Consider the following 22,752-nt stretch of genomic DNA (forward strand, 5'->3'; position numbering starts at 1 on the left):
TCAAGGGTGATGGTGCGAAGTGCGCGTCAACGATCGTCAAGGCGGGGTCTGTGGGACCAACTCGTCAAAATTACGCCATGTGGCGTAAATTAGGTAATCGAAGCCGCATCAACACCGACACAAGGGAACGCACATGGGACAGCACGGTGCGAAGGCACGCGAAACCCTGCTCGATGCCGCCGAAGAGCTTTTTGCCCGCTACGGCATCGACGCCGTGTCCAACCGCCGCATCGCCGAGCATGCCGGAACTGCCAACCATTCTGCCGTCGCGTACCACTTCGGCGGCCGGGATGAACTGCTGGAGGCGTTGATCACCCGCCACCTGGAAGACACGCACCGCCGCCGCGCCGTGCTCACCGAGCAGCTGGACGACGACGCCGGGCTTCACGATCTGCTGGCCTGCCTGATCCTGCCCTGGGTGGACCATCTGGCATCCCTGCCGGTGCCGAGCTGGCGGGCGCGGTTCCTGCACCAGATGCGTGCGGTGCCGTCAATGCAGTCCGTACTTAACCGCTCCGCCGCGGCCAGCTCCGCCACCGAGGACCTCATCCGCCGGACGGCATCGACAGTCGGTGTTCTGCCAGCCGGCGTCCTGCACGGGCGATCGTGGATCCTGGGAAATATGACCATCGGGGTCTGCGCGGAGTACGAGGCGCGCATCCAGGACGGTGCCGAGACGCCGAACTGGACCGGGGTGGGCTACTTCCTGATCGATTCCTGCGCGGGGATGCTGTCTGCCCCCGTGACGCACCCCGGCGACTTCCTTCCGCAGCGGTCCCCGGCCTACCTGCTTTAGGCCTGACCGCTCACCGCCGGTGCCGGGACCAGCTCCGCCCTCCGGCGGCCGAACATCCGGTCATAAAGCACCGAGAAGACCATGGCCAAGGCGACTGCTATCAGGATGAGAATGAGCATGCCGATGATCCCGCTCTGGACGCCGGCGTCGGCCTGGGCGTCGAAGTACAGGACACCGCGGTTCGCCGTGGTCATGTGGTAGAGCGGCTCGGCGGGGGCGATGAACGTGAAGAACCCCGGCAGCGCCTCCAGGGGCACCACGCCGCTGGCTGCAGGCAGGCCCATAAACACCACGTAGATCAGCGAGAGCACCATGCCGATACTGCCGAACAGGGTGATCAGTGCCGTGGTCACCGCCGAGACCGTGACAATGGACAGCCAGGTGGTGAGGAAGAACCAGCCGCCGTGCGGGATCGGCATTCCGACGGCCGAGGCCACCCACATCATCAGCCCGGCCGTGGGCAGCGCCCCCAGGACCACGATGCCCCACTTGATCAGATAGGTTTTCCAGCGGGCAGGCTGCAGCCGCGGACCCAGCGCGAAGCGCGGCCCCATTTCCACCGGCGCGACGCCGAGCCGCGAGTCGACCAGGAAGTGGATGGCCACGGAACCGCTGACGCCCACCACCATCAGCAGCACCGAATAGAAGAACGCGCCCATGCCCAGGGCCGTCCCTTCCGGCGGGGTCTCGTAGGCGGTGGTGGTGACAGAGATCGGTGCCCGGAGCAGGTCTGCCGCCGTGCCGTCCACAGTGGGGGCCAGCTGCTGCTGCACCTGGGCCGGCAGGCCCAGAGGCGCCAGCTCGCGTTCTTGTTCCGCCCGGGCTTCGCCCTGTGCCGCCTGGGCAGCCGAGGTCAGTTGCTCACCGAGACCGGTGTTCGCCCGTTCCAGGGCCGGGTCGACGGCGGATGTGGCCAGGCTGCTGGCCAGCGGTCCCGCCTGCGGGTTTGTGTAGACGGTGATGGACGGCCGCGTGACGTCCGTGCCGCTCAGCGCTCCGCTTACCAGTCCCAGCGCGTCGGCCGAGAAGGATTCCGGTATGAGGACGGCGGCGTGGATCTGTCCCTTGCGCAGCTGGTCTTCGGCCTCGTCCGAGGACAGTACGCGGAGGTCGATTTGGTCCGACTCGGAGAAGCCCTGCCGCATCTGGTCGGTGATGTTCTGCCCGAGGTTCTGCGGGCTTCCGCCGTCGGCCGGCGTCGCGCCCCTGTCCTCGGTCACCACGGCCAGCGGAAAGTGCCGAAGGTGGTCGCCCGGGCTGCCGAGGCCGCCGATGTACAGGGCGGTGCCGGCGCCGCCCAGGAGCAGGAGCACCAGCAGCGGCAGCAGCCAGAACCGGGGTGAGGCGTACGAGTGCCTGCCGTGTCCGCGCCCTTGGGGACGGGCATCGGATTCCATCGCATGTGCCGACATGGACATACCTCTCAGCTGAGCCTGAGCCGGGATTCGTCCTACCGTTTGAGGGTAGCCGCCGTGCAGGGGCTGCGGATATAGCAGTGCACCCGGCAGCGTCAGGATGGCCGATACCTGTGCCCGTTGCCGGGGCCGTTGCCGGTCACCGTCCGTGAAGCTAGCCTCGGCAGGTGAATGATCTGACGCCTGCGGGGCTGCTGAAGCTCGAACATGACGGCTGGCAGTCGCTGTGCCGCGGACAGGGCGGAGACTTCTACGGTGGGCTTATGGCTCCGGATCGGTACCCGGGAGGATTGCGAGCGGCGTCTCCTGTACAGCTGATGTCCCCTACCGGTCCTCCGGACATCATCAGCTGTACAGAAGCGGGTCCGGCCGCGCACTGCGTCCCACGATTTGGTGCTGCTGTGCCTGATGGGGTCACTCCCTGCTCATCAGTCACAATGCGTGGGATGCTGTGTGCTCTCGGCCACGCGGGATGGGCCCGTTTACACGGCCACCCCGACAAGGTAAGCACCTCCGCCCTACCTCCCTACTCCCCCAGCAGCCGCAGCAGCGCATCCAGCACCTGGGCCTGCCCCTTGACCAGCTTCGTGCGCGCCACGGGCTCCGGAAACCAACCGGCCCGGTCGATCTCCGGGTACCGGCGGACGGTGCCCGAGCCCCGCGGCCATTCCAAGTCGAAGGTGTTGCTCTCGATCCGTTCCGGAGCGAAGTCCGCCTCGGCGGCGAAGACCGTCACGGTCTTTTGCGCCGACTGCCGGAAACTTCCCAGCAGCAGATACTCGGCCTCCGGGGCCTCAGTGCCCATCTCCTCGGCGAACTCCCGCAGCGCGGCAGCCAGTGGTTCCTCATCGGGCAGGTACTCCCCCTTGGGAAGAGACCAGGCATGCTCGTCCTTCCGTGCCCAGAACGGACCGCCCATATGGCCGATCCACACCTCCAGGCCCTCAGTACCGCGCCGGTACAGCAGGATCCCTGCACTGGAAACCATGTCCGTCTCCCCTCTAAAGCTCAGGCGTTCCAAAACCGAAAGTGACAATGGGCGGCAGTCCGCTGCGCAGACGCTCGAAGACAAACCTTTCATGCGGTACGACGGCGGCCGGCAGGTCATCAAGTGGAAACCATTCCAGCCGGGCGGCCTTGCCGGGCTCCATGATGCGCGGCTCCCCCGACCAGTCGGCGCAGAGGAAGAAGAAATCCACCCGCTCGTCCACGGCGGTCCCGGTGTCCTCCTGCCCCCGCCTCCACATGTCCGGCTGCGGCCGTAGCCCAGTAGCCGTCCATGTACCCGGTGCCCTGCCGGAGCTGCAGCAGCACCTCGTCCCGGCGCCGGAAGAGTAAATAGCTGGCCGGCACTACCTGGAATCGGTTCAACAACGCGGAGGTCCCCTCGGTCTGGAAGCTGGTGCCCCAGCCTAACCGAGCTTCACCGGCAGGCCCGTCAGCAGCGACTCCTGCGCCGCATCGGCCACCCGGGAGGCCGCAACGGAGTCAGCCGGTGTGCACGGGTTGTCCCGGCGGCCGAGGATCAGTTCCACGAAGGCGGCCATCTCCGCCCGGTAGGCCGCTTCGAAGCGGTCGGCGAAGGATTGCGGCGGCCTGCCGGAGGGGAAATCGACGCCGGGTTCCGCGGAGCGCACCGCCATCGTGTCGTCCAGGCCCACCAGCAGCGTGGACCGGGAGCCGGCAATCTCCAGCCGCACGTCATGCCCGGACCCGTTGTAACGCGCGGCGGACACCGTGCCCACCGTCCCGTCGTCGAGCGTAACGACGGCGAGCCCGGTGTCGATGTCGCCCACGCGGCCAATCTCCGGATCGCCCTTGTTGGAGCCGACGGCATATACCTGGACAATTTCGCGTCCCGTCAGCCAGCGGAGGATGTCGAAATCATGGACGGAGCAGTCGCGGAACAATCCGCCGGAGGACGCCAGGAACCCGACGGGCGGCGGCTCCATGTCCGCCGTCACGGCCCGGAAGGAGTGGACCCAGCCGAGCCCGCCGGCCTGCAGCAGCCGTTTCGCCGCCAGGTAACCGGCATCGAAGCGCCGCTGGTGGCCCATCTGGACAACGCCGCCGCGGGCGTTGACGTATTCCAGCACCGGCAGGGACGCCGCCGTGTCCCCGGCAAGGGGCTTTTCGCAGAACACGGCCACCTCTGCATCCACTCCCATGCGGACGAGGTCCGGATGGGAGGGCGTGCCCGCGGCAATCACCAGCCCGTCAATCCCTTCATCAAGGAGGGCCTCCACGGACGGAACGGAGGCGGCACCGACGCGGTGGGCCACAGTATGCGCACGCTCCGCGGCGGCGTCGGCGATGACCAGCTGCACCGGTGGGAGGTTCCCATCCCCCGGCCCCAGCGCGGCTAGGTTCCGCGCATGCAGGGCGCCGATCCGCCCGACGCCGGCCAGCCCCAGGCGGACCACGTCCGGTTCCGGTCGGGTGTCCGGACGGGTCTCCGGTCCGCTGTCCACGGCCGTGCTGCTAGCCCCGGACCGGATCCGTGCCGCCGACTTCGGCCTCGACTTCCGCGACGACGTCGCCGTGGCTGCCCAGTGCCTCCAGTTCCTGTGCCAGCTCCACCAGCTCCTCGCCGCCGGCCATCTGGGCAGTCAGCTGCTCGAGGGTGATGTCCTTTTTGTTGTAGTAGCCGGTGGACCGGCCCCGCTTGAGGAGCAGGAACCGGTCACCCACGGGATACGCATGGTGCGGATTGTGGGTGATGAAAATGACCCCCAGTCCGCGGTCCCGCGCCTGCAGGATGTAGCGCAGCACCACCCCGGACTGCTTCACGCCCAGCGCCGCCGTCGGTTCGTCGAGGATCAGCACCTTGGCACCGAAGTACACCGCCCGGGCGATGGCCACGCACTGCCGTTCGCCGCCGGACAACTGCCCGATGGGCTGCTCCACGTCGCGCAGGTCGATGCCCATTTCGGAAAGCTCCTGCTTGGTGATCTCCTTCATCCGGGCGACGTCGAGCCGGCGGAACGGTCCGGCCCCGGTGGTGAGTTCCGAGCCCAGGAAGAAGTTCCGCCAGATCGGCATCAGCGAGACGACGGCCAGGTCCTGGTAGACCGCGGCGATGCCGGCGTCCAGGGCTTCCCTCGGGGAGGAAAGGCGGCGCTCCTCCCCGGAGATGGTCAGGGTGCCTTCATCATGCTGGTGCAGTCCGGCCACGATTTTGATCAGGGTGGATTTGCCCGCGCCGTTGTCGCCCAGGACGCAGGTGACGCGTCCGGCGTCGACCGCCATGGTGACGTCGTGCAACGCGATGATGTTCCCGTAGCGTTTACCCACCTGCTCCAGGGAGAGCAGGTGGGCCGGTGTGCGCCCGACTCCGGTGCTGTCCATGGTGATCTCCGTTTCCATTACTGCTGTTCCGCCCGGCGCTTGACCACCAGGTTCACTACCGTCGCCAGCAGCAGCATCAAACCCAGGAAGAACTTGAACCAGTCAGGGTTCCACTCGGCGTAGACAATGCCCTTGTTGGCCATGCCGAAGATAAACGCCCCGATGGCGCCTCCGACGGCGGATCCGTAGCCGCCCGTCAGCAGGCAGCCGCCGATCACGGCGGCGATGATGTAGAGGAACTCATTGCCTATGCCTTCACCGGACTGGACGGTGGAGAAGGCGAAGAGGTTGTGCATGCCCAGCACCCAGGCGCAGAAACCCACCCCCATAAACAGGCCGATCTTGGTCTTCACCACCGGCACCCCGACGGCTCGGGCAGCATAGGCGTCGCCGCCGGAGGCGAAGATCCAGTTGCCGATCCGGGTCCGTAAGAGGATCCAGGAGGCCAGGGCCACCAGGGCAATCCAGATGAAGACGGTCACCCGGACCTCCACCCCGCCGATGGTGAGTGAGGAAGCGAAAACCGCCCGGCCGGATTCAAACCCGTCCATCGTGGAGATGGACGGTGTGGACACACTGCCGCCGATGGCGCGGGTGAGGCCGAGGTTCAGCCCGGTGAGCATCAGGAACGTGGCGAGCGTGACGATGAAGGACGGAAGCTGGGTCCGAACCAGGATCCAGCCGTTGACGAACCCCACGCCGAGGGACAGCAGCAGCGCCAGTCCCACCCCCACCCAGACGTTCGTGGCGAAATACCAGCTGAACATTGAGGCCATCAGCGCGGAACTGATCACGGCGACGCCGGCGGAAAGGTCGAATTCGCCGCCGATCATCAGCAGGGAGACTCCCACGGCCATGATTCCGATGGTGGAGGCTCCGTACAGGACGGTGGCAATGGATCCCGGCTGGAGGAACACCGGCGCCACCAGGGAGAAGAACACAAAGAGGGCCACCGCCCCCACCAGCGCGCCGATCTCGGGGCGGCCCAGCAGTTTGGCCACCGGGCCCTTGCTGCCGATCCGTTCATCCGCCGCCGGGGCGGCGACAGCTGCCGTAGTTGCCATCTCGGCGTTCCTTTCCGTTCCCCTGGTTCCGCCGGCTCCGCTAGCGGATGCCGTCTTCGGCGAAGGCCAGCACCTCTGAAGCGTTGGTGGAATCAATGATGGTCGGACCGGTCAGCACCGGCTGCCCGCCGCCGAGCTGGAAACCGCCGCGGTGGTTCTGCCACAGGGCGTCCACGGCGCCGTAGCCCTGCATCCACGGCTGCTGGTCCACGGTGAAAATCACCTCACCGTCGGCGATCTTCTGCGCCAGTTCGGAGTTCAGGTCAAAGGAGGCCACCTTGGCCTCGCTGCCTGCTCCGGCCACCGACTTGAGGATGGTCAGGGTGTACGGCGCGCCCAGTCCGATGATGACGTCGACGTCGGCGGTAGCCTGCAGCTTGGCCGTGACGGTGGACTCGACCTGCGTCATATCGGTGCCCTGCACATAGAGGATCTCCGCACCCGGGACCACGGCCTTGACGCCCGCGCAGCGGTTCTCAAGGCCAACGTGCCCCTGCTCCTGGATGACGCAGACCGGATGGGTGAAACCGTCCGAGGCGAGCCGTTCCCCCACCGCCTGCCCGGCGAGCTGTTCATTGGAACCGAAGTGCGTGAAGGCGCCGAGCTCCGCGGAACGGTCCTCACCGGCATTGAGGGTCACCACCGGGATGCCGGCAGCCTGGGCCTTTTCCAGCGCACCTGCCAGGGCGTCCGGCTTGGCCAGGGTCACGGCAATGCCGTCAACGCCCTGATCCACAGCCTGTTCAATCAGCTGCGCCTGGCGCCCGCCCTCGGGGTCCGAAAGGTACTGCAGTTCCACGTTGTCCTTCCCCGCGGCTTCCTCGGCGCCCTTGCGGACGATGTCCCAGAAGGTGTCGCCGGGGGCGGCGTGCGTGATCAGGGCAATCTTGATGCGTTCGGTGTCAGCTGCGGCTCCGCCGCCCTGGTTGTCGGATTCGGGCGTCCGTCCTCCCTCGCTGGAGCACGAGGTCACGGTCAGCAGGGAAGCCAGTACCGCGACGGACGCGAACCGCCGCCAGGAACGTTTCTGTGACACGGGAATCTCCTTTGTCTTCGTGGTCCGTCCCTCGCCGATCGCCGCCCGCACCCCGCTGGAGTGCACCGCTCGGTTCGGTACTTGGAGCCCCAGAATAGTCCGCGCGCTACCCGAGTCAATAGATTGTCAGGACATATTGCAGTAACGGCCGCGGTTTACGTCCGGCTGCCCCGGACGATTAGGGCGGACACCCCAATCGGAGGGGCCGTCCCTGCTACACTCGCAATCTGCTTTGTCCTGTCATCGCGTCAAAGCCATAGGACATCCGGTACGTGGAGGAGCAGCCCGTGGGCGCAGAATTGAACATCCCGATTGACCGGTCCTCGCCGGTGCCCCTCTACCACCAGGTGGTACAGGGAATCGAAGCCGCTATCCACAGCGGGGAACTGGAATTCGGTTCCCGGCTGGACAACGAGATCGAGCTCGCCGGCAGGCTGAAGCTCTCCCGCCCCACCATGCGCAAGGCGATGGACGAACTGGTCCGTAACGGCCTGCTCGTCCGCAAGCGCGGCGTGGGCACCCAGGTGGTCTCCAGCCAGGTCCGCCGGCCGTTGGAACTTTCCAGCCTCTTCGACGATCTGGAGCGCACCGGACAGAAGCCCGCCACGAAGGTGCTGGACTTCCGGCACGGACCGGCGGATGCCGCCGTCGCCAAGTCACTGGACCTCCCGGACGGCGTCAACACCTACCACTTCACCCGGCTGCGCAGCGTCGGCGGAAAGCCCCTGGCCCTGATGGAAAACTGGGTGCGGGATGACATCGCCGAGATCACCGAAGAAGGTCTGCGCACCCGGGGCCTGTACCAGATCCTCCGGGACGCGGGCGTGAACTTTCGGCTGGCCACCCAGCGCATCGGCGCCGCCGTCGCGAGCGGCCGCCAGGCGGAGCAGCTGGAGACGCGGCCGGGGGCCGCCCTGGTCACCATGGAGCGCACCGCCGTCGACGACGCCGGGCGCAACGTGGAAACCGGGCACCACGTCTACCGGGCGGACTCCTACACGTTCGAAATGACGCTGGTGCAGCGCTAGCATGCACAGACACTAGAGCAGTCCCGCCTCCGACAAGGGGTCACCATGCAGGAATCGCAGCAGTGGGTTTACCCGGCCGGTTCGGCCGCGCAGGGGCCCTGGCAAATCTCCCTCGGCGCTGCGGACAGTGTGCCCGTGGCAGGCTGGGCGCATACGGGCTTGAAAGTGGCGGAGCTCGGTCCGGGTTCCACGGTGTCCCTTCCCGCCGAATCGGAGGAGCGGCTGGTCATCCCCCTGTCCGGTTCGTTCACCGTAACGGCGGATGGTACGGAGTATGCCCTGCGCGGGCGGAACTCGGTGTTCGACGGCCCCGCCGATGTCCTGTATTCCGGCACCGACACGGCCCTGGCCGTATCGTCACGGGAGGGCGGCCGCGTGGCCGTGGCCCTGGCTCCGGCGTCCAGCTCCTATCCGCTGCGGATCGTGAAGGTGGAGGAAACGCCGGTGGAGCTGCGCGGAGCCGGAATCTGCTCCCGGCAGGTCCACAACTTCGGCACCCCTGCGGCGTTGGAAGCAGACCGCTTCATTGTCTGCGAGGTGCTGACGCCGGCCGGCAACTGGTCCTCCTATCCCCCGCATAAGCATGACGAGGAAAAGGACGGCGAAACCCGGCTGGAGGAGATCTACTACTTCGAAACACGGATCTCGCCGCAGGCACCCGCGGGTCAGGCTGCGGATCCCGTGGGGTACGCCCGCGTCTACGCTTCAGATGGCCGGCCCATCGACGTCACCGCCGAAGTGCGTACCGGCGACGTCGTCCTGGTGCCCTATGGCTGGCACGGTCCGGCCATGGCCGCGCCGGGCTATGACCTCTACTACCTCAACGTGATGGCCGGGCCGGGACCGGTGCGGAGCTGGCTGATCAGCGACGACCCGCAGCACGGGTGGATCCGCGGCAGCTGGGAAGGGCAGGCGGTGGATCCCCGCCTGCCCTTCGGGTCCTGACGCACTGCTCCGCCTGGCTGTCTTCCCCTAGAGCGCGGGGGCGGAAACGGCCGGCCCGGCAAGCCGGAGGGCGGCGGCGTCGCGGGTGTGGAACTGCCGCTCAAGCTCCTCCAGGCTCTTGCCCCGGGTTTCGGGCAGGTAGGCGCGGACGAACAGGACCGCAAAGACCCCGAGGCCGGCGAAGAGGAAGAACGTGTTGGAAATACCGATGCCGGCGGTGAGCATCGGGAAGCTGAAGCCCACGGCAAAGTTGACCATCCACAGGATGAACGCGGTGCTGCCCATTCCCAGGCCCCGGATTTTCAGCGGGAAGATCTCGGAGAGCATCAGCCACGTCACCGGGGAAATGGCGCCCTGCTGGAAGGCGAGGAAGGACACGGTCAGCGCCAGGATCACGAACCCGCGCCCGGTCCCCTCGGGCAGCACCAGGGAGAAGAGACCTATCAGGGTCAGCGCCGCAATGGTGCCCATCTGCCCGATCATCAGCATCGGCCGCCGGCCCACCCGGCCCAGCAGCCAGATCCCCGCAAACGTGGCGAGCACGGAGATCACGCCGTTGGCGATGTTGGCAGTCAGGGCGGCTTCTGTGCCGAACCCGGACTGCTTCAGGATCTCGGTGCCGTAGTACATGATCGAGTTCACGCCGGTGATCTGCTGGCAGATGGCCACCCCCACCCCGATCAGGAAGATCCGCCGCATCCAGGGCACGCGGAGGTCGCTGAAGGATCCCTTCTTCGCCTCGTAGTCCTCCCGCGCCAGCGCCCGGACGTCGTCTATTTCCTTACGCGCGACGGCGGCGGTCCGGATTTTCTTGAGCACTTCGAAGGCTTCGGCGTAGCTTCCGCTGGCGGCCAGCCACCGCGGGCTTTCCGGAACCCGGAGCATTCCCAGCCACAAGCCGATGGCCGGCAGCGTTGCCAACACCAGCATCCAGCGCCAGATGCTGACCTGGTCCGCCCACACGTTGCCCAGCACGGCGTTGGTCACGAAGGCGAGCAGCTGTCCGGAGACAATCATCAGCTCGTTGCGGGTCACCATCTGTCCGCGCAGGTGGGCCGGGGACATCTCGGCCAGGAACACGGGCACCATGGCCGAGGCTCCGCCCACCGCCAGCCCCAGGACAAAGCGGAAAGCGACGGTGACCACCACGTTGGGTGCGAGGGAAACCCCGATGGTGCCCAGGAGGAAAACGGCCGCGAGGCCCATGATCAGGCGCCGCCTGCCGTAGCGGTCCGCCAGCCGGCCGCCCATCAGCGCACCGAAAGCGGCACCGATAAGCAGCGAACTGGTCACCAGTCCGGTGGTCAGCGGAGTCAGGCCGAGGTCTTCCTCCATAAAAGGCAGGGCCCCGTTGATGACGCCCGTGTCATAGCCGAAGAGCAGGCCGCCCAGGGTGCTCACGCCCGCGATGCGTTTGAGTGCCTTGTTGGCGTGGAGATCCTTGCCGGGATTGATGGTCGAGCTCATGATGCCTCCGTCGGTCTGTTCCGGCTTCACCGGATTCCGTGGACCAGGTCCGTCATGGTTTTGAGTTGGTAGCGCGCCACCTCGGCGGCGTTCTCGTTCTCGCCGAAAACGCTGGAGACCATCACCGTTTCGGTCCGGTCCGGGAAGCCGTTTTCCGCCAGGGCGGCGAAGAGCCGGCGCCAGTCGACGTCGCCGTCGCCGATCTTCAGGTGCTGGTGGACCCGCACCGGATTCCCGGGCGGGTTGGTGATGTAGCGCAGCCCGTTGGAGGCACGGTGGTCCATGGTGTCCGCCACATGCACCACCTGCAGCCGCTCCCCTACTTCCTGCAGGATCCGGTCCGGACCGTCCACCAGATGGAAGGTGTGGGCCGCCACGTAAACGAAGCCGAGGTTCGGCGAATTCACTCCGCGGATGACCCGCCACGCGGCCAGGCCTTCCTCCACGAAGTCATCCGGATGCGGATCGATCGCCACCTGGATGCCTTCGCGTTCAAACAGCGGCACCAGCTCCTCCATGGACCGGTAAAACGCCGCTTCGGATTCCTCGGGCCGTTCCGGCCGGCCGCCGAATTCGGTGTTCAGCTGGCTGACGCCCAGGTCCACGGCCAGCTGCACGGCCCGCTTCCAGTACCGGACCGCCGCCTGCCGGAGGAAATCATCAGGGGAGGACCAGCGGAGCACCGGCAGGATGGAGGCGATGCCGACCTCCGCCTCGGCGCAGGCCTTCTTCAGCGCTGCGGTGAGGGCGTCGTCCGCCTTGGGATGGGTGAAGAACGGCAGGAAGTCCGGGTGCGGCGTCAGCTGCAGGTACGGGTAGCCAAGTTCGGCCGCGAGCTGCGGGAACTGCAGCAGCGAATGGGTCCGGTGGAACGGGGTGGGGTCCAGCGCCATCTTCACGGGGCGGCCCTCCTTCCGGTGTGCTGCAGGGTTCAGGGCGAATAGAGGGCAGGCTTCCCGTTCAGCGGAACCGGCACCCGGGCGCCGCTGCGCTGCGCTTCGATTCCCGCGGCGCAGCAGGCAGCGGTCGCGTAGCCGTCCCAGGCACTGGGACCGACGGCGGTGCCCGCCAGCGCTGCGTCCACCCAGGCCTGGACCTCGGCGTCGTACGCGGCGCTGAAGCGCTGTTCGAAGCCCGGGGCAATCCGTCCGCCCCACCGGCCGCCGGTCCGGACGAGCGGTCCGGTGTCCGCACCGATGCTGACGGTGCCGTCTTCGAAGGCAGCCTGGGCGGACACCTGGTAGCCGAACCGGGCGTTGACGTAGATTTCGACGTCGGCCAGGATCCCGGATTCGGTTTCCATCAGCACCTGCTGCGGATCGCGCTGGCCCACGGGCGAGTTGCGGGTGGATTTGCCGATCCGGACCTGGACGGCGGTGATCTCCTCGCCGGTGAAGAAGCGCACGGCGTCGAACTCATGCACCACGGAATCGTTGATCAGCATTTCATTGGTGAAGCCGGCAGGGGTGGCGGCATTGCGGTGCTGGTGGTGGAGCATCAGCAGCCCGCCGAGTTCCCCGCTGCGCACCACCCCCGCCAAAGCCGCATACTCGGCGTCGTACCGGCGCATAAAGCCCACCTGGATCCGCCGCCGGCCCAGTTTCTCCTCGGCCTGGACCACCTTCCACGCGGAGGCGGGGTCCGGAGTCAGCGGCTTCTCGCACAGGATCGGGATGTCCCGGGCCAGGGCCTTGTGCAGGATGTCCTCGTGCAGGAAACCGGGCGTGGCGATCAGCACGGCGTCGACTTCCGGGCTGTCCAGCGCCGCGCCCGCATCGGTGAAGTCGGAGGCACCGGGGATGCCGGCGACGGCGGCCCGGGCGCGTGCCGGATCAATGTCGACGACGGCGGCTACCTCGGCCCGGGCAGTCCGGTGGTGCAGCCGCAGGATATGGTCCATCCCCATGCGCCCGGCGCCGATGACGGCTACGCGGAGGTTCTCGCTCATGGTTTCTCCTCACTCCACCCGGGGAGCGGAGCCGCACGAGAGCAGGTAGCTGCGGGTGCGTTTCGCCACGGGCATCGGTACGGTCAGGTCGGCCACGGGGTACATGTCCTGCTCCACAATCCCGAACAGCGGCTTCTCCAGCGCTTCGGCGGCCCGGATCACCGCGGACAGGTCCGGCAGGCCGTGCGGAGGTTCGGTCATCACCCCGGCCAGGTTCGCCGCCGCCCAGGTGAGGTCCTGCTGCCGCACGGTTTCCAGGACGGCCGGGTCGATTTGCTTCAAATGGAGATAGCCGATGCGCTCCGGGTAGGCGGCAATCAGTTCCACGCTGTCCGCGCCGCCGTATTGGGCGTGCCCGGTGTCCAGGCACAGGCTCACCAGGCGCGGGTCGGTGTCCTGCAGGAAACGCTCAATGTCCGGCTGGGCACAGACATGCGAATCGGCGTGCGGATGGAACTGCTGCTGCAGGCCGAATTCCTCGCCCAGCTCCCGGCCCAGCCGGTTGTGCCCGGCCACCAGGTCCTTCCATTGCCCGGCCGACAGTTCCGCAGCCTCCACGGGTTCGCCCGTGACGTCGTCGCGCCACATGGCGGGGATGACCACAATGTGACTGCCGCCCATGGCGGCCGTGAGTGCGGCGACCCTGCGGGCCGGTTCCCAGGCGGCGCCCCATTGGTCCAGGCCCCGGTGGAAGGCGGTAAACACCGTTCCGGCGGAGACTTTCAGCCCCCGCTGGTCCAGTTCATCGGCAAGTTTCTGCGGGTCGGTGGGCAGGTAGCCGTACGGTCCGAGTTCAATCCAGGTGTAGCCGGCCTCCGCCACCTCGTCGAGGAAGCGCTGCCAGGGTGTCTGCCTTGGGTCGTCGGCGAACCAGACACCCCAGGAGTCCGGGGCGGTGCCGATGGTCAGGGTGTTGGGTTCCATGCCGATGTCCTTTTCAACTGGTGCCCGGGCTAGCTGGAGGGGAAGGCAAACGAGGCCCCGGAGAGCTGCGTCGGTTCGGGCCAGCGCTGGGTGACCACCTTGCCGCGGGTGTAGAAGTGCACGCCGTCGGGACCGTAGATGTGGTGGTCGCCGAAGAGCGACTCGTTCCAGCCGCCGAAGGAATGCCAGGCCACCGGCACCGGCAGCGGAACGTTGATCCCGACCATGCCCACCCGGACACCGCGGGTGAACGCGCGGGCGTAGGCGCCGGAAGCCGTGAAGATCGCCGTGCCGTTGCCGTACGGATTGGAGTTGATGACCTCCAGCGCCTCCTCCATGCTGTCCACCCGCAGCACGGCCAGGACCGGCCCGAAGATTTCCTCCCGGTAGGCAGTCATTTCCCGGCGGACATGGTCGAGGACCGTGGGGCCGACAAAGAACCCGTCCTCGTGGCCCTTCACCACCAGCTCGCGGCCGTCCACGATCAGGGCGGCGCCGTCCTCCTGCGCTTCGCCCACTATTTTCTGCAGCCGGGACCTGGCGTTCGGGGTGATCACGGGGCCCATGTCGGCGTCGGGCTCCATCCCGTTGGCCACCTTGACCGCCTCGGCGCGTTCCTTGAGCCGGGCCACGAGGTTCTCCGCGGCGCTGCCCACGGCCACGGCCACGGAGATCGCCATGCAGCGCTGCCCGGCGGAACCGAAGGCGGCGGCGGTGATGTGCTCGGCGGCAAGGTCCAGGTCCGCATCCGGCATCACCACGGCATGGTTCTTGGCGCCGCCGAGGGCCTGCACCCGCTTGCCGTGCCGGGTGGCCGTCTCATGCACGTGGCGCGCAATCGGCGTCGATCCGACAAAGGACACACCGTCGACGTCGGGATGGGTGAGCAGCCCGTCCACCGCTTCCTTGTCCCCCTGCAGGACGTTGAAGACGCCGTCGGGCAGTCCCGCGTCCTTCCAGAGGCGGGCGAGGAACAGGCTGGCGGAGGGATCGCGTTCGGAGGGCTTCAGGATGAAGGTATTGCCCGTGACAATCGCCACCGGGGCCATCCACAACGGAACCATCACCGGGAAGTTGAACGGGGTGATGCCGGCGACCACGCCCAGCGGCTGACGGAACGAAAAAACGTCGATGCCGGTGGAGACCGCGTCCGAATAGCCGCCCTTGAGCGACTGCGGAGCGCCGCAGGCATATTCGACCACTTCCAGCCCGCGGCCTACTTCGCCCGCGGCGTCGGAGACCACCTTGCCGTGCTCGCGGGTCACCACCCGGGCGAGTTCCTGCACGTTCGCAGCCAGCAGCTCGCGGAAGCGGAACAGCACGGCAGTGCGTTTGGTCAGCGAGGTCTCGGCCCAGCCGGCGGAGGCGGCCTTGGCGGCGGCGACGACGGCGTCAATGTCCGTCCGGTCCGCCAGCCGCAGCTCGCCGGTGACCTGGCCCGTGGCCGGGTTGTAGACCGGCTGGTGCCGGTCGCCGTGCCCGGCGGTTTCCACGCCGTTGATGAAATGCGTAATGGTGGTGCTCATGAAACTCTCCGTTTCTGGTGTCCGGCAGGAGCGGTTGCTAGCCGAGCAGCGGCTTCTGCCGCGCTTTGGAGGAGGAATAGGTGGTGTAGGCCTTCTGCGTGGAGTCCAGCCCGGAGGTGCCGGCCACCGGTACGTCCCACCAGGATTCAGAATCCGGTGCGTCGATCAGCGGGTCGGATTCAATGTGGACCAGCACTGGGCCGCTGCCCTCCGGTTCGGCCCGGGCCTTAGCCACCGCCGCTTCCAGGTCCGCAATGACATTCGGTCCCGGCTCCACGCGCAGCACGCGCACCCCCAGGGACTCGGCGTTGGCGGCGAGATCCACCGGCAGTTTCGCGCCGTCGTCGAACGTGTGCTGACTGCGGTCCAGCATCCGGTACCGGGTGCCGAAGCGCTGTGAACCGAGGCTTTCGGAGAGCGCCCCGATCGAGGCGAAACCGTGGTTCTGGATCAGCACGGTGATCAGCTTGATGCCCTCCGCGACGGCCGTGACCAGCTCGGTGTGCATCATCAGGTAGGACCCGTCGCCGACCATCACGACGACGTCGCGGGGCTGGGCGGCGGCCGTCTCTTCCGGGGCACGGGCGGCCTCGTCGAGTGCCGCCCGCTTCACGCCGAGCCCGCCGGGGATTTCGTAGCCCATGGTGGAGTAGGCGTATTCCACGTGGTACCCGAAGGGGTCCTGCACCCGCCACATTTTGTGCAGGTCACCGGGCAGGGATCCGGCTGCGCAGACGACGACGTCGCGGGGCGCCATGGCGCGGTTCACGGCGCCGATGATTTCATTCTGGCTCGGCAGCGGAACGTGCCGGGTGTCAAAGGCTTCGTCTACGGTCCGGGTCCAGCGGTCCTTTTCGGCAGCAACCCGCCGGAGCATCCCGTCCGGGACGCGGTACCCCTCGAGGGCGGTGGCCAGCCGGAGCAGTGCCTTGCGGGCGTCGGCCACGAGGGGCAGGCTCGGGCCGAGCTTGTACGCGTCGATGGGTGCCACGTTGATGTTGACGAACTGCACCTGCGGGTTCTGGAACGCCGAGTGGGAGGCCGTGGTGAAATCCTCGTACCGGGTGCCGATGCCGATGACCAGGTCCGCGTCCCGTGCGAGGGCGTTGGCCGCCGTCGTGCCCGTGGACCCGACGGCGCCGAGGCAATAGGGGGCGTCCCACTGGACCGTTCCAACACCTGCCTGGGTGTAGCCGATGGGGATGCCGGTGGCCTCGGACAGGCGGGCCAGTTCATCGGAGGCAAAGGCGTAGAGGACACCGCCGCCGGCCACGATCATCGGCTGCCCGGAGGCGCGAATCAGCTCTGCGGCACGGCGGATGTCCGCCTCTTCGGGTTCGGGCCGGCGGATCCGCCACTCGCGTTCGGCAAGGAATTCCTCCGGCACCTGGAGCACTTCGGCCTGGACGTCCTGCGGCAGGGAAATGGTGACTGCACCGGTCTCGGCCGGGTCGGTCAGCACCCGCAGGCCGGAGAGGAAGGCGGAGAACAGCTGCTCGGGCCGGCTGATCCGGTCAAAATACCGGGACAGCGGCCGGAAGGCATCGTTGACGGTGATGTCGTAGGCCTCCGGCCGTTCCAGCTGCTGCAGCACCGGATCAGGTGTCCGGGTGGCGAACGTGTCCGAGGGCAGCAGCAGGACGGGCAGCCGGTTGGTGGTGGCCAGTGCGGCGCCGGTGAGCATGTTGGTGGCGCCGGGACCGATGGAACTGGTCACCGCGTAGGTGGCCCGCCGGCGGGTATGCCGTGCATACCCCACCGCTTGGTGCACCATTGCCTGCTCGTTGCGGCCCTGGTAGTAGGGCATGGCGGCCGGGTCCCGTACCTGGGACTGTTTCAGCGCCTGGCCGACACCGGCTACATTGCCGTGGCCGAAGATGCCGAACATGCCCGGGAAGAGTCGTTCCCGGTAGTCCTCTCCCCCGATGCTGTCCACCGCGTACTGGCTGCTCAGGAACTCCACGACCGCCTGGGCGACCGTGATTCTTCGGGTTGCCATCAGCCGCCGGCCTCCTGTCGGGTGGATGTCTTGAGCAGGGAGGCAGCTGTTGCCACGGCGTCCTCCACGCTGCCCTCCCTGGGGTAAAGCAGCGTACGCCCCACCGTCAGCCCCTGGACACCCGGAAGTTTCAAGGCTGCCTGCCAGCCCGCATAGGTGTCCTCCGGAGACCCGGACGGGTCACCGCCCAGCAGGACGGTGGGCATGGTTGTGGCCGCGAGGACCCGTTCCATATCCGGGACCACGGGCAGCTTCATCCAGGTATAGGCGCTGGTGGCACCCAGGCCCGAGGCGATGGCCACCGAGGCCACCACGGCGTCGGTACTGAGGTCGTTGCGGATCCGCCCGTTCTCCCAGACGGACAGGAACGGTTCCACCATGGCCACCAGGCCGCGTTCCGCAAGGCTGTTGATCGCGTTTGCCGTGGCTTCGAGCAGGCCGGCGGTGGCCGGGTCCGTGAGGCAGATCCGGGTGAGCATCTTGCCGCCGGTGGCGCCCAGCGCCAGCAGGGCCTCGGCGGTGTGGCCGGTGAACCGGTCATCTATCTCGTTGACGTAGCCGGCCAGGCCGCCCCGGTTCATGGACCCGAACAGCAGCTTGCCCTCCAGCGCACCGAGCAGCAGCAGGTCGTCCAGGATATCCGGGCTGGCCAGCACTCCGTCGACGGCGGGATTCGCCAGGGCGGTCCGGAGCCGGTCCAGCAGGCCGCGGCGGTCCGCCATCGCCAGGGGATCGCTGCCGACGGAGAGCGCCCCGCGGGCGGGATGGTCCGCGGCCACAATGAAGTTCTGCTCGCCCTGCCGCGGACCGGGGTGGGGCCGGCGGTCGCCGGCGGCGCGGAGGACCGCTTCCGGATCCTCCAGCCGGATGCGGGAAAGGTGCTCGTAGCGCCGCGGATCGTCGTCGAATTCGCTCATGGCGCGCTCTCCATCGGTTCCGGCACGGTCCGGCCCTGACCGGCCAGCAGTGCCGCCACCTCATCGGGGGTGGGCATCGCGTCCGCGCAGGACAGCCGGGAGGCAACGATGGCGCCGGCCGCATTCGCATAGTCCAGCACCGCGGCCAGCGGCCAGCCGGACAGCAGCCCGTGGCAGAAGGCGCCGCCGAACGCGTCTCCGGCGCCCAGCCCGTTCACGGTCTTCACCCGGACGGGAGCCGAAACCACGCGTTCCGCGGCGGTCTTGGCGAGCACTCCGTCTGCACCGAGTTTGACGACGGCGATGCTCACCCCGGCTGCGAGCAGCCGGTCCGCCTGCTCATCGGGGGTTCCTGCTCCGACGGCTACGGCACACTCCGTCTCATTCCCGATGGCGACGTTTACGTAGGGCAGGATCCGGGCCACCTCTGCCGCCGCCTCCGCCTCGCCGCCCCAGAACATCGGCCGGTAATCGAGGTCCAGCACGGTGAACCGGCCGGCCGGAAGCTCCTGGCGCGGCCGCACCCGGTGTGCGGCCAGATGGGCGGACCGGCTGGGTTCCTGGCACAGGCCCGTCACCGTGGACCAGAAGATTCCGGCGTCCCGGACCGCGTCCAGATCCAGGCTTCCTGCGTCGATCTGCAGATCGGGGGCAGTGGGAAAGCGGCCGTAAAAATACAGCGGGAAAGCGTCCGGAGGCATGATGGCGCAGAACGTCACCGGCGTCTGCAGGTGGGGCACTGAGGTGACGAAGCGGTCATCCACGCCGAACTTACGCAGCTCCCGGTGCAGGTATTCGCCGAAGGGGTCCTGTCCGGTGCGGGTAATGACGCCGCTGCGCCGGCCGTGCCGGGCGGCCGCCACAGCTACATTCGAGGGTGATCCGCCCAGGTATTTAGTGAAGCCGGCGACGTCCTCCAGCGGCACGCCGATGTCATCGGGATAAACATCAACGCTGATCCGTCCCATTGTCAGCACCTCATGAGCCACCCGTGGATCACCGGCCTTCCTGTTCCGCATCAAGCAGCAGCTACAGCCGCCTCGGAGTGATCAGAACCACAGTCACCACTGTGCGCGTGAAAGTTTGTCCTGTCAAAGGTTTGTGCTGACAAATTGCACAAGCCTCGGCAAAGCGGCCCAGAAACCGGAATACGCTTGCGTAAGTACTTTGCCGCTCGCTCGGAGGTGCACAATGTCCTGTCATACGGGGGCTGCTGCACAGGAGAGAGGGAATTCCTGCCGGCGTCCCCTCACCGCATGATCCATGCAAGGATCGGGCTATGACCCAGCGCCTGATGCTCCTCGACACTGCATCCCTCTACTTCCGTGCCTTCTACGGTGTACCCGACACCATCCGCCGGTCCGACGGAACGCCGGTGAACGCCGTGCGCGGACTGCTGGACATGATCGCCCGGCTCACCTCCGATTACGAAGCCACGCACCTGATCGCCTGCTGGGATGATGACTGGCGGCCGCAGTGGCGGGTGGACCTGCTCCCCACCTACAAGGCGCACCGGGTGGCCGAAGAGGTCAGCGGGAACCCCGACGTCGAAACCGTTCCCGATCCCCTCGAGGCACAGATCCCGATGATCCGCCGGACGCTGGAGCTCGCGGGCATCGCCGTCGTCGGCGCCGCGGAACACGAGGCCGACGATGTGATCGGCACCTACGCGACCACCGCATCCATGCCGGTGGACGTGGTGACCGGGGACCGGGACCTGTTCCAGGTCATCGACGACGACAGGGACGTCCGCGTGATCTACACCGCCCGCGGCATGAAGAACCTGGACGTAATGACTGATGCATCGATGGTGGCCAAGTACCGGGTGCTGCCCGAACAGTACGCGGACTACGCGACCCTGCGCGGTGACGCATCCGACGGGCTGCCCGGGGTGTCCGGCATCGGCGAGAAGACCGCTGCGTCGCTGCTGGCCGAGTACGGCACGCTGGATTCCCTGTTGGCCGCGGCAAAGGACCCGGACAGCGGCCTCTCATCGCCGGTCCGGTCCAAGCTCGCCAAGGCGGCTGACTACCTGGCGGTTGCGCCCAAGGTGGTGAAGGTGGTGCGGGACCTGGATCTACCCGCGCCGGAAAAGGCGGGGGCCGAACTGCATGCGGTCACCGGCAGGGAGCGCGCGGAACTGGAGAAGCTGGGCACGGAGTGGAACCTGGGCGGAACGGTGGCGCGGCTGCTGGAGGCTTTCGACCGGTACGCCTAGGCGCTGCTGGAGCGCCGGCGCCGGAGCAGGCAGCACTATGAGGGGTGCCGTGACGAAGATTCGATGGTCTCCCCGACGTTTGATGGCCTTCACTATTGTCATCGTCAACTGTGGAGCTTAGCTTTGCCGCGATGATCCCAACTCGGCGCAACGACGCGTCGAGCAGCACGGCACGGAGCGGGGTGGTGACGGCTGGTCATCCAGACCCATTGAAGGGACGGACATGATCACCAGATCCGCATTGACCCGCTGGAAGGCCGCCGACGGCAGGCGCCCGGTTGCCCTCGCTACTGCTGCCGTACTCACTGCGGTGCTATTGACTGCGGGATCTGCTTCCGCGGCACAGCCCGCCACTTCGAAAAGAATCCCGCAGCTGTCGGCTGCACAACCCGGATCCTTGGAAAAGTGCACGGAATTGGCCTCGTTCGACTTTGGGGCGACCGTCATCACGACGGCGGAGGTCATTCCTGCCGGTGCCCTGACAAATGCCGGCACCGCCGTGGGCGAGCACTGCCTTATCCAGGGACAGATGAACGAACGCACAAGTCCGGTTGACGGGCAGAGGTATGCGATCGGCTTTGAGATGCGCCTGCCGACGGACTGGAGCGGCCGCTATCTGTATCAGGCGAACGGAGGAACCGACGGCCGGGTCGCCCCCGCTGTAGGCGCCTTCACCGGTGGGCAGCTGGAGAATGGCCTCCAGCTGGGGTTTGCCGTGCTGAGCTCAGACGCGGGCCATAATGAAGCCCAGAACCCACTGTTCGGGCTCGACCCGCAGGCCCGGCTGGATTACGGCTACCAGGCAGTGGGAACACTCACCCCCATGGCCAAGGAACTGATTACCGCTGCATATGGGCGCGGACCTGACCGGTCCTACATTGCCGGCGGCTCGAACGGCGGCCGCCACACCATGGTCGCCTCTGCCCGCTATGCGCAGGAGTACGACGGGTACCTGGCTATCGCCCCGGGGCTCGACCTTCCCCAGGCTGCGGTAGCCCAGTTGTGGGGTGCCCAGCAATGGGCCGGCGTGGCCACCGCGACACCCGTCACCGGCCCGGCCGACCTCGAGACGGCGTTCCCCGTCGCGGAGCGCCAGCTGGTTTCCGCTGCGATCGTTGCCGCGTGTGACGGGCTGGACCGGCTCGAGGACGGCATGGTGCAGGACATCGAGGGTTGCCGCAACACCTTCTCCATCCACCGGGACGTGCCGACATGTACTGCAGGGCGTGACGGAACGTGCCTCACCGAGGCGCAGAAGAACGTCATCGCCGCAGTCTTCGACGGTGCCCGCAACAGTGCAGGAGACGAGCTGTACAGCTCATTTCCGTTCGACCCGGGAATCGTCTCGCCCGGTTGGGCGAGCTGGAAGTTCACGAGTTCGATAGACCGCAACCGTGACCCCGTCGCCGTGGGCTTTATCTTCTCGGTCCCGCCGGCAGATGTCAGCATGCTGAACGACACCTTGGGCTACGCATTGAACTACGACGTGGACGCCCAGGCCGACCGGATTTACGAGACCAACGGCGTTTACACCGAAAGCTCGATGTCGTTCATGAACCCGCCGAACCCGACACGTCTGGATACACTTCGCGGCCGTGGCGGGAAGATGATCGTCGTCCATGGGGCCGCGGACGGAGTGTTCTCACCCGATAACACCGCCGCCTGGTACCGGTCGCTGGACAGGCGCTACAAGAACGACGCCGACGAATTCGTGCGCTATTTTGAGGTGCCGGGGATGGGCCACGTGCGCGGAGGTCCGGCCACGGACCAGTTTGATGGACTCACGGCATTGGTCGACTGGGTTGAAGGCGGCAAAGCGCCGGAACGCCTTACCGCTACGGCCCGAGGCGCCGGAAACCCCGGCGGAGTGAATCCCGAGGTTCCGGCAAGTTGGTCTGCAGATCGCTCACGTCCGCTGTGCGTCTACCCGCTTATTGCGCAATACAGGAAGGGCGACCCGGAGGACGCCGACAGCTTCGCCTGCAAGCGGAGCAGTCGGAGCGAGGGCAACGGACACGGCGACGGACACGGCGACGGACATGGTCATGGCAACGGACACGGACACGGCCGCGGGGGCGGCCACCGCTAACGGTGCAGGACCGGCTGCCGTTCGCCGTGCTG

At 67.2% G+C, this 22,752-nt stretch carries 20 protein-coding genes; 5 read left to right on the top strand and 15 right to left on the bottom strand.

All coding sequences use genetic code 11. From position 1 onward, the window contains the following. Window positions 1–133 precede the first annotated feature (133 nt). Complete coding sequence (locus LOC60_RS07665; RefSeq protein ID WP_230024197.1) at window positions 134–796, top strand: TetR/AcrR family transcriptional regulator; 663 nt, start codon at window positions 134–136, stop codon at window positions 794–796. Here LOC60_RS07665 and LOC60_RS07670 read toward each other — a convergent pair. From LOC60_RS07670 to LOC60_RS07700, 7 genes are all read right to left on the bottom strand, one after another. Further along, window positions 793–2,208 carry a YhgE/Pip domain-containing protein gene (locus LOC60_RS07670; protein WP_230024198.1) on the bottom strand — a complete coding sequence of 472 codons (1,416 nt, stop codon included), beginning with the start codon at window positions 2,206–2,208 and terminating at the stop codon, window positions 793–795. The two genes, LOC60_RS07665 and LOC60_RS07670, sit on opposite strands and share 4 nt — an antisense overlap. A gap of 529 nt (window positions 2,209–2,737) precedes the next feature. After that, window positions 2,738–3,199: an NUDIX domain-containing protein gene (locus LOC60_RS07675; RefSeq protein WP_230024199.1), complete on the bottom strand. Its 462-nt coding sequence runs from the start codon at window positions 3,197–3,199 to the stop codon at window positions 2,738–2,740. Window positions 3,200–3,212: 13 nt separating this feature from the next. Then, a complete protein-coding gene (locus LOC60_RS16300) occupies window positions 3,213–3,422 on the bottom strand; it encodes a hypothetical protein (protein ID WP_331460790.1) in 210 nt (69 codons plus the stop codon). Between the two features lie 201 nt (window positions 3,423–3,623). Beyond that, on the bottom strand, window positions 3,624–4,682 hold the full coding sequence (locus LOC60_RS07685) for a Gfo/Idh/MocA family protein (RefSeq protein ID WP_230024200.1): 1,059 nt from the start codon (window positions 4,680–4,682) through the stop codon (window positions 3,624–3,626). 10 nt (window positions 4,683–4,692) lie between these two features. Further along, window positions 4,693–5,577 (bottom strand): ATP-binding cassette domain-containing protein, encoded by an 885-nt coding sequence (locus LOC60_RS07690; RefSeq protein ID WP_230024201.1) that lies wholly within the window; start codon window positions 5,575–5,577, stop codon window positions 4,693–4,695. Continuing rightward, window positions 5,577–6,623, bottom strand: coding sequence for an ABC transporter permease (locus LOC60_RS07695; RefSeq protein ID WP_230024203.1), 1,047 nt, complete (start codon window positions 6,621–6,623; stop codon window positions 5,577–5,579). The genes LOC60_RS07690 and LOC60_RS07695 overlap by 1 nt, the downstream gene beginning before the upstream one ends. Window positions 6,624–6,663: 40 nt before the next feature. After that, window positions 6,664–7,659: a sugar ABC transporter substrate-binding protein gene (locus tag LOC60_RS07700; protein ID WP_230024204.1), complete on the bottom strand. Its 996-nt coding sequence runs from the start codon at window positions 7,657–7,659 to the stop codon at window positions 6,664–6,666. 287 nt (window positions 7,660–7,946) lie between these two features. Between LOC60_RS07700 and LOC60_RS07705 the strand changes: the two genes are divergently transcribed. Further along, on the top strand, window positions 7,947–8,687 hold the full coding sequence (locus LOC60_RS07705; RefSeq protein ID WP_230024205.1) for a GntR family transcriptional regulator: 741 nt from the start codon (window positions 7,947–7,949) through the stop codon (window positions 8,685–8,687). Between the two features lie 45 nt (window positions 8,688–8,732). After that, window positions 8,733–9,632 (top strand): 5-deoxy-glucuronate isomerase, encoded by a 900-nt coding sequence (iolB, locus tag LOC60_RS07710; protein ID WP_230024206.1) that lies wholly within the window; start codon window positions 8,733–8,735, stop codon window positions 9,630–9,632. A gap of 27 nt (window positions 9,633–9,659) precedes the next feature. On the opposite strand, the gene LOC60_RS07715 is transcribed toward iolB, so the two are convergent. From LOC60_RS07715 to iolC, 8 genes are read right to left on the bottom strand one after another with little or no spacing between them, the layout of a single operon-like run. After that, a complete protein-coding gene (locus LOC60_RS07715; RefSeq protein WP_230024207.1) occupies window positions 9,660–11,099 on the bottom strand; it encodes a sugar porter family MFS transporter in 1,440 nt (479 codons plus the stop codon). A gap of 26 nt (window positions 11,100–11,125) precedes the next feature. Next, window positions 11,126–11,998, bottom strand: coding sequence for a sugar phosphate isomerase/epimerase family protein (locus LOC60_RS07720; RefSeq protein ID WP_230024208.1), 873 nt, complete (start codon window positions 11,996–11,998; stop codon window positions 11,126–11,128). A gap of 32 nt (window positions 11,999–12,030) precedes the next feature. Then, window positions 12,031–13,047 carry a Gfo/Idh/MocA family protein gene (locus LOC60_RS07725; RefSeq protein WP_230024210.1) on the bottom strand — a complete coding sequence of 339 codons (1,017 nt, stop codon included), beginning with the start codon at window positions 13,045–13,047 and terminating at the stop codon, window positions 12,031–12,033. A gap of 9 nt (window positions 13,048–13,056) precedes the next feature. Next, window positions 13,057–13,971, bottom strand: a complete 915-nt coding sequence (locus tag LOC60_RS07730) for a sugar phosphate isomerase/epimerase family protein (RefSeq protein WP_230024211.1) — start codon at window positions 13,969–13,971, stop codon at window positions 13,057–13,059. A 29-nt stretch (window positions 13,972–14,000) separates the two neighbouring features. Then, window positions 14,001–15,497 carry a CoA-acylating methylmalonate-semialdehyde dehydrogenase gene (locus tag LOC60_RS07735; protein WP_230024212.1) on the bottom strand — a complete coding sequence of 499 codons (1,497 nt, stop codon included), beginning with the start codon at window positions 15,495–15,497 and terminating at the stop codon, window positions 14,001–14,003. Window positions 15,498–15,534: 37 nt separating this feature from the next. After that, window positions 15,535–17,496 carry a 3D-(3,5/4)-trihydroxycyclohexane-1,2-dione acylhydrolase (decyclizing) gene (gene iolD / locus LOC60_RS07740; protein WP_230024213.1) on the bottom strand — a complete coding sequence of 654 codons (1,962 nt, stop codon included), beginning with the start codon at window positions 17,494–17,496 and terminating at the stop codon, window positions 15,535–15,537. Continuing rightward, window positions 17,496–18,413: a Cgl0159 family (beta/alpha)8-fold protein gene (locus LOC60_RS07745; RefSeq protein WP_230024214.1), complete on the bottom strand. Its 918-nt coding sequence runs from the start codon at window positions 18,411–18,413 to the stop codon at window positions 17,496–17,498. Before LOC60_RS07745 ends, iolD begins: the two co-directional genes overlap by 1 nt. Further along, entirely contained in the window at window positions 18,410–19,402 is a 993-nt protein-coding gene (gene iolC / locus LOC60_RS07750; protein ID WP_230024490.1) for a 5-dehydro-2-deoxygluconokinase, read from the bottom strand. The genes LOC60_RS07745 and iolC overlap by 4 nt, the downstream gene beginning before the upstream one ends. A gap of 290 nt (window positions 19,403–19,692) precedes the next feature. Between iolC and LOC60_RS07755 the strand changes: the two genes are divergently transcribed. Continuing rightward, a complete protein-coding gene (locus LOC60_RS07755; RefSeq protein WP_230024215.1) occupies window positions 19,693–20,631 on the top strand; it encodes a 5'-3' exonuclease in 939 nt (312 codons plus the stop codon). A gap of 223 nt (window positions 20,632–20,854) precedes the next feature. Next, the gene (locus LOC60_RS07760) at window positions 20,855–22,720 is read left to right on the top strand and encodes a tannase/feruloyl esterase family alpha/beta hydrolase (protein WP_230024217.1); all 1,866 of its coding nucleotides are present in this window, start codon (window positions 20,855–20,857) and stop codon (window positions 22,718–22,720) included. The last annotated feature ends 32 nt before the right edge of the window (window positions 22,721–22,752 follow it).

Source organism: Arthrobacter sp. zg-Y769 (assembly GCF_020907405.1).
Lineage (GTDB): Bacteria > Actinomycetota > Actinomycetes > Actinomycetales > Micrococcaceae > Arthrobacter_B.

Bases quoted from the DNA above. Each gene is read 5' to 3' on its own strand.
- LOC60_RS07745 (WP_230024214.1), bottom strand. From the start codon at position 18,413: ATGAGCGAATTCGACGACGATCCGCGGCGCTACGAGCACCTTTCCCGC.
- LOC60_RS07715 (WP_230024207.1), bottom strand. From the start codon at position 11,099: ATGAGCTCGACCATCAATCCCGGCAAGGATCTCCACGCCAACAAGGCA.
- LOC60_RS07665 (WP_230024197.1), top strand. From the start codon at position 134: ATGGGACAGCACGGTGCGAAGGCACGCGAAACCCTGCTCGATGCCGCC.
- LOC60_RS07695 (WP_230024203.1), bottom strand. From the start codon at position 6,623: ATGGCAACTACGGCAGCTGTCGCCGCCCCGGCGGCGGATGAACGGATC.
- LOC60_RS07725 (WP_230024210.1), bottom strand. From the start codon at position 13,047: ATGAGCGAGAACCTCCGCGTAGCCGTCATCGGCGCCGGGCGCATGGGG.
- LOC60_RS07670 (WP_230024198.1), bottom strand. From the start codon at position 2,208: ATGTCGGCACATGCGATGGAATCCGATGCCCGTCCCCAAGGGCGCGGA.
- LOC60_RS07675 (WP_230024199.1), bottom strand. From the start codon at position 3,199: ATGGTTTCCAGTGCAGGGATCCTGCTGTACCGGCGCGGTACTGAGGGC.
- iolB (WP_230024206.1), top strand. From the start codon at position 8,733: ATGCAGGAATCGCAGCAGTGGGTTTACCCGGCCGGTTCGGCCGCGCAG.
- iolD (WP_230024213.1), bottom strand. From the start codon at position 17,496: ATGGCAACCCGAAGAATCACGGTCGCCCAGGCGGTCGTGGAGTTCCTG.
- LOC60_RS07690 (WP_230024201.1), bottom strand. From the start codon at position 5,577: ATGGAAACGGAGATCACCATGGACAGCACCGGAGTCGGGCGCACACCG.
- LOC60_RS07755 (WP_230024215.1), top strand. From the start codon at position 19,693: ATGACCCAGCGCCTGATGCTCCTCGACACTGCATCCCTCTACTTCCGT.
- LOC60_RS07735 (WP_230024212.1), bottom strand. From the start codon at position 15,497: ATGAGCACCACCATTACGCATTTCATCAACGGCGTGGAAACCGCCGGG.
- LOC60_RS07730 (WP_230024211.1), bottom strand. From the start codon at position 13,971: ATGGAACCCAACACCCTGACCATCGGCACCGCCCCGGACTCCTGGGGT.
- LOC60_RS07760 (WP_230024217.1), top strand. From the start codon at position 20,855: ATGATCACCAGATCCGCATTGACCCGCTGGAAGGCCGCCGACGGCAGG.